The sequence below is a fragment of the Calothrix sp. NIES-2100 genome (assembly GCF_963875285.1).
Taxonomy (GTDB): Bacteria; Cyanobacteriota; Cyanobacteriia; order Cyanobacteriales; family Nostocaceae; genus Aulosira.
The window spans coordinates 9,122,503-9,128,701 of the sequence record NZ_CAWNLA010000001.1 but is presented as its reverse complement, the minus strand read 5'-3'; the positions used below and the strand labels follow the sequence as shown (position 1 = coordinate 9,128,701).

General features: G+C 44.8%; 8 protein-coding genes. All 8 read left to right on the top strand.

From position 1 onward, the window contains the following. The first annotated feature begins 217 nt into the window (after positions 1-217). The 8 genes from AACU32_RS37255 (at position 218) to AACU32_RS37220 (ending at position 6,194) form a co-directional block, all read left to right on the top strand. The gene (locus AACU32_RS37255) at positions 218-922 is read left to right on the top strand and encodes an ankyrin repeat domain-containing protein (RefSeq protein ID WP_096607262.1); all 705 of its coding nucleotides are present in this window, start codon (positions 218-220) and stop codon (positions 920-922) included. 350 nt (positions 923-1,272) lie between these two features. Beyond that, positions 1,273-2,133 (top strand): phycobilisome linker polypeptide, encoded by an 861-nt coding sequence (locus AACU32_RS37250; protein ID WP_096607261.1) that lies wholly within the window; start codon positions 1,273-1,275, stop codon positions 2,131-2,133. 41 nt (positions 2,134-2,174) lie between these two features. Further along, positions 2,175-2,924, top strand: coding sequence for a phycobilisome rod-core linker polypeptide (locus tag AACU32_RS37245; protein ID WP_096607260.1), 750 nt, complete (start codon positions 2,175-2,177; stop codon positions 2,922-2,924). Between the two features lie 111 nt (positions 2,925-3,035). Then, a complete protein-coding gene (locus AACU32_RS37240; RefSeq protein ID WP_096608347.1) occupies positions 3,036-3,794 on the top strand; it encodes a phycobilisome rod-core linker polypeptide in 759 nt (252 codons plus the stop codon). A gap of 175 nt (positions 3,795-3,969) precedes the next feature. After that, positions 3,970-4,395 (top strand): phycobilisome linker polypeptide, encoded by a 426-nt coding sequence (locus AACU32_RS37235; RefSeq protein ID WP_096607259.1) that lies wholly within the window; start codon positions 3,970-3,972, stop codon positions 4,393-4,395. Between the two features lie 121 nt (positions 4,396-4,516). Next, positions 4,517-5,047: a phycobiliprotein lyase gene (locus tag AACU32_RS37230; protein ID WP_096607258.1), complete on the top strand. Its 531-nt coding sequence runs from the start codon at positions 4,517-4,519 to the stop codon at positions 5,045-5,047. Between the two features lie 180 nt (positions 5,048-5,227). Beyond that, positions 5,228-5,851: a CpcT/CpeT family chromophore lyase gene (locus tag AACU32_RS37225; protein ID WP_096608346.1), complete on the top strand. Its 624-nt coding sequence runs from the start codon at positions 5,228-5,230 to the stop codon at positions 5,849-5,851. Beyond that, positions 5,829-6,194 (top strand): CpeR family transcriptional regulator, encoded by a 366-nt coding sequence (locus AACU32_RS37220; protein ID WP_096607257.1) that lies wholly within the window; start codon positions 5,829-5,831, stop codon positions 6,192-6,194. The genes AACU32_RS37225 and AACU32_RS37220 overlap by 23 nt, the downstream gene beginning before the upstream one ends. Positions 6,195-6,199: the final 5 nt, after the last annotated feature.

Sequence of the window (6,199 nt, the reverse complement as noted above, 5' to 3'; positions counted from 1 at the left end):
CACGGCTCCAATAAGATGTCTGTTTGAACGAAAATCTTGCGGTGCCGTGCCCCTACAATTAGGGTATTTTTTAAATTGGCAGTCCCTAATTACCAGTTCGTAATTCGTAATTCGTAATTACAATAAGTACGAGTAAGCACCCCGATCAAAGATTTGTGGTGCTTCTAGGTGGATGTTTTCAGCCGCCCACTCATTGTAAATACGAATTATTTTAATAATGTCTTCTCTCAACGAAAACCTGATCCGCGCGATCATCAAAGGTGACACTGCTACAGTGGAAAGCTTACTATCCCAAGGCGCAGATGCCAACACTACTGGCGGTGTCACAGCCTTGGGAGCCAGTAATACAGCATTGATGTGGGCAGCCACAGAAGGTTATCTTGAAATTGTGGAACTGCTACTAGCTCAAGGTGCTGATGTGAATGCGAAAAATTCAGCAGACTACACAGCTTTAATGTTTGCCGCTGAAAGCGATCGCCGTAATATTGTTTCTGTGCTACTGGATCGCGGTGCTAGTCTTGGCGATCGCAATCCCTACGGCGAGACTGTACTGATGACAATGGCGCGGCGTGGTCAAACAGATATTGTACAACGTCTAGTCCAGATGGGCGCCCAGGTAAATGCCAGCAATAAGATTGGTGACACAGCATTATATCTAGCCGCAGATAATGGACATTCGTACACCGTCAAAGCATTAATTGAACTGGGTGCTGAAGTTAATACTGCTAACATCGGTGGTTGGACTCCCTTAATGATGGCAGCAGCCCGGGGCGATCTAGAAACCATCACAATTTTATTAGAGCATGGCGCAGACTTCCGCCCCCAAAATCGCTGGGGTGCTACAGCCTTAAGTGAAGCCCGCAATTCCTTCCGTTCTAGGCAAGCCGTTGATTTGTTAATCCGCGCCGGGGCGACGGAGTGAAATAAGGGGGCAGGGAGGCAGGGGGGACAAATGCCCAATGCCCTGTTTGCCCAATGACATCAAAATCATTTGTGCAAACTAAGTGCAAAATGTTCTAAGTTTATCAAGATTTACAAATCTTGACGCTCACCGTTACGCGCTCATAAGAAAATTGATCATAACAAAGCGTATAAAACGCCTAGAAAGCTTCAGCATCCAGGTAATTAGACTTTCCATACAGATGGAATCTGGGGATTTGGCTGCCAGCTAATGTATCCAGTAGTCTGATTTACCAGGATGAGCAATCTGAAATTTCTTTACATCTTGAAACATTTTTCTCAAATTACTTCGTTAACAGGAGATAAAATCTGATGCCATTTGGACCAGCTTCACGCTTGGGAGTTAGCCTATTTGATGAAACCCCTCCCATTGAGTGGGTACCCGGTCGCTCACAAGAAGAAGCAGAAACAATCATTAAGGCAGTCTACAGACAAGTTTTGGGCAATGCCTATGTGATGGAAAGTGAGCGGTTGACTGTACCCGAATCCCAGTTTAAGTTGGGTCAATTGAGCGTCCGCGAGTTTGTCCGGGCCGTAGCTAAATCTGAACTGTATCAGTCTCGCTTTTTCACCAGCTGTGCGCGCTACCGGGCGATAGAACTCAACTTCCGGCATTTGTTGGGTCGTCCGCCACTAGATTTAGAAGAAATGCGGGCACATAGCACAATCCTTGACACCAAGGGTTTTGAAGCCGAGATTGATTCCTATATCGACAGCGACGAATATCAAAATACTTTTGGGGAAAACTTTGTTCCCTATATTCGGGGCTACAAGACAGAAGCCTGCACAAGCATGGTGCAATTTACCCACACCTTCCAGTTGGTGCGGGGTGCTTCTAGCAGCAGCCTCAAGGGTGACTTATCGGGTAAGACTCCCAAACTGAATGCTCTGGTAATTCAAAGCACACCTACAGCAGTAATTTCACCTGCTAGTGACGGTGCTACCTTCTCGACACCACCCATTGGTGCGCGTACTCGTCTGGGAGTGGATGCGAGTGCTGGTGGTAAGGTCTATCGGATTGAAGTCACAGGTTATCGCTCCAAAACCTTCAATAACATTTCCAAGTTCCGCCGCTCTAACCAAGTCTTTCTGGTGCCCTTCGATAAGCTCTCTCAGGAGTATCAGCGGATTCACCAACAAGGCGGTGTGATTGCCAGTATCACTGCTGTATAAATCAGCTAAAAACTTATCAAAATAGAGGAGTATAGATTTTAATGGCATCCCAGACAATTCTTGAACTATGGCCTAGCAGTAGCTTAGAAGAAGTCCAGACAGTTATTCGGGCAGTTTACAAGCAAGTATTAGGTAATCCCCATGTCATGGAGAGTGAGCGGTTGGTGACAGCAGAGTCACAATTGTGCGATCGCTCGATCAGCGTGCGAGAATTTGTCCGCGCCGTTGCCAAGTCTGATTTTTATCGTACCCGCTACTTCTCATCCTGCGCTCCCTACCGCTTTGTGGAACTCAACTTCCTGCACTTGCTCGGTCGCGCACCACAGGATCAAAGAGAAGTGTCCGAGCATATTGTTCGCACTGTAGCTGAGGGCTACGATGCTGAGATAGACTCCTACATCGATAGCAGTGAATATCAAGCAGCCTTTGGCGAAAACGTAGTACCCTACTATCGTGGCAAAAACAGCGAAGCTAACGCTAAACAAGTCGGCTACAACCGCATATTTGCCCTTGATCGTGGTCCAGCACAAATTGACAGTGCAGTCAAGTCTGCTCAATTGGTTTATGCAGTTGCTACCAACAGTGCCAATGCTATTAAAGCCTCTTCGGCAAATGTGATTGGTTCTGGTAGCGAAAAACGCTTTAAAATCTTGGTCAGAGGCTCCAAATTTGACAGCCCCCGGCGCATCAGTACCACTGAGTACATTGTCCCGGCTAGTAAAATGACCCCCCAAATTCAGCGCATCAATCGCACTTCTGGCAAAATCATCAGCATTACTGAAATTGCTTAAGTCCTGGTGACGTTTAACAGGCTGGGCTTAGCCCAGCCAACATGATTAACTTTTTAATTTTCAATTTTTCAAAAAATCGCAACACAATCATAAACTTTAGGAGGCATGGATATGGCACTTTGGATCGAAACAGAGTCCGTTGAATTACGCCCCAACGCTACCGAGGACGATCTGCAAGCAGTAATCCGAACAGTGTATCGGCAAGTTCTGGGCAATGCGCATATATTCGATGACCAACGGCTCACCAGTGCAGAGTCTCAATTACGGAATGGCGATATCACAGTCAGAGAATTTGTCCGCGCCGTAGCTCAATCCGATCTGTATCGTTCGCTGTTTTTTGAAACTTCCTCTGCCTATCGATTTGTGGAATTGAATTTTAAACATTTGCTCGGTCGTGCGCCCCAGGATCAGACTGAAATTTCGGAACACGTACAAATTTATCACGAGCAGGGCTACGAAGCTGAGATTAATTCCTACATTGGTAGCGACGAATACTCCAAGAGCTTTGGTGACAATGTCGTACCCTCTGCCCGTGGCAATCGTACCCAAACTGGGATAAAAAATGTCGGCTTCAATCGGACATTTGCCTTAATGCGCGGATTTGCTGCTAACGATCTGGGCAAATCCGCAAAATTGATTAGTGATATTGCCAGTAATTTGCCGACCAAAATTGTTGCCCCAGTCAGTGGTTCCGGTGCTTCTAGTAATACGGGTAAGCGGTTCCGTGTCACGGTTTCTAAAGGCAGTTTTGGCCCTCGCGTGAGCCAAAGCCTAGCCACATTTGAAGTCGGATACAACCAACTCTCCCAAAAAATTCAGAGCATCCAGAAAACTGGCGGTAAAATTCTCAGTATTACGGAAGCAGGTTGATACTAAGTTTTAGCTAAGAGTTTAGTCCTGTTTTCCAGCACGCTTTTGGCTGACTACAAAAAGGGTGAATAATTTCGTAGTCAGCATTTTATTCGTTACTGAATGATTCGGTTGTCCATCGATTCCAGTTGATGATAAGTTGCGATCATGAAGCATCGAATTCAAGGTGATTTGTATGGCAAGCACGATTATTGCTGCTAGCGGACTCAGTGACTATAGTAGTCGCCGAGTCAAGCTGGAAGTCACAGGGGGTTATCAGGGGATGATGCGGCGAGGGAGATATACAATTACCATTCCTTATAGTTGTCTGTCTCAAACGATTCAAAGTATTCATCGCCTCGGTGGCAAGATTACCAAGATCACCTTACCGTCTGCTCATCCTCAAGCCTTACCGATTGAGTTCATTCAGCCGTTACCGCAAATAACTCAAAGCAATACTCTAGCTTCACCACAGAAGGCTGAATATAGATCTCCACAACCCCAATCTCATGAGCCGCAAAACACTACCGATAAGTATCAGGAGGAAAAACCACCTCAGCAAGAAAAACAATCCATACCAGTTTTCAAATCAGTAGAGTACACCTTTACAGAGGAGTGGTGATTGGGTTCTGGGTACTAGCATGGTTTTGATTAATCACTAATCCTTAATCTCCAATCCGAAAAACCATAATGGTGTACCCACATCCAAGACAAAATAGAAAGAAACGGAAATCAAAGAGTTGATGGATATTCAGGAGTTTGTGGCAAATTCTATTGGGCGTTGGCGATCGCAACGCAGCGCCCATCATTTAGCATTCGGTCACTTTGAAGCCGTACAATCTGAGATAGATATCATTGCTCTGGCAGATGATGACCCGGCAGTGATAGAGCTTTGTAAAAGCTATAACATTGATCAAAAAACGGTGGTTTCCCCCTTTCGGATGAGTTGGTCAGGTCAATCAGACTGGGATGACAGTGAAATCAAAGGCAGTTGCATCCTTGTCCCCGTACCCGACTCCACCGATTCTCATCGCGGTAAACTCCTGCGCGATCAAGGCTATGCGGAAACGATCGCAGCGGCTGGTGACTATTACTTGACGGAAGACGGCACATTTGTGCTGATTACCGCCTATGATCGCGCCGCCGCTGAAGAAAAAATCTGGTTTGTCAACCCTAATGTCCGTTGTCGGGTTTCCCTAATCAAAACCAGTGCCGGTACGGGGGTTGTAACTGCCTCATTTTCCTCGGAAATTCGCCAGAATATTCAAAAATAAACTAGATCCAAAAATGCAAGGCTAGGTATTTCTAGTCATATATATACAAAGTTAGGGCGTGCAGTCTAAATAGGAACTGAGCACCTTAGTTTTGTCATGCCATTTTTCATTGGTTATTGGTCATTTGTCATTTATGAACGAATTTTGAATTCTGTATTGTTTATTTATCCTGATGTACTTATGACTTCTTCACCACCAGATATTTGGGAAACTACAGCTAATAATTTAATTACCCTGGCTCGTTGGATGGCAGGTGATTTTAGCAATTATAAACAGGCTTTTGAAAATTCTAAAGATTTCGCCCATATTCATGTTTTTTTTCGGCCGTTACCGTTTGAATTCTTCTCGGGAATTGGGCTTTATTCAGAACAAGTTTATGACTATGATTTGTGGCGACCTTATCGACAGGGAGTCCATCGTTTAATCGATCAAGGCGAGCAAATTTACATCGAAAACTACAGTTTAAAAAATGCACTCTTCTATGCTGGTGCAGCCCGTGAGTTAAGCATTCTCAAAACCATCACCCCAGACTGCATTGAACGCCGATATAACTGCTCAATGATTTTTAAACGAGAAGGAGATAAATTTATCGGCAGTGTTGAACCGGGAAATCTGTGCTTAATTGAGAAAAATGGCTGTCAGACTTATCTTGATAGTTACGTTGAAATTACAGAAACAACCTGGGTGAGCCTAGATAAGGGCATGGATGTCAATACAAAAGAGCAAGTTTGGGGATCTACCTTTGGACCCTTGCGGTTTGAAAAACGGGAGAGTTTTGCCCATGAAGTCCCAAATATCATATGATCTTTCCCTGGCTAATCTGGAGTCTGTTAAAGCGAATATGCTACCCCCAGAAGCGCAGAAAAAAATGCAGTGCTGGATTCGTAGCAGGCATTTAATTTGTTCAGGTAATTTCTTTGTTTTTGAAACTGTAGATTATAGTGCAGTTGAGCGTTTTTCCCAGTGTGTCTCAGCGTTAGGCGGGACTGTTATTTCAGTTGACCCAATTGACAAAATTTGGATGGGCGATCATCGTCAAGTTATTTTATATCAAGCAAAAGCTAGTTTACATACTCCCTGCCACAATTTGAAACAATATTGGCTAAAATACGGTGGCTTTCGCACCCGATTTGATGCACAGGCGTGAAGTAA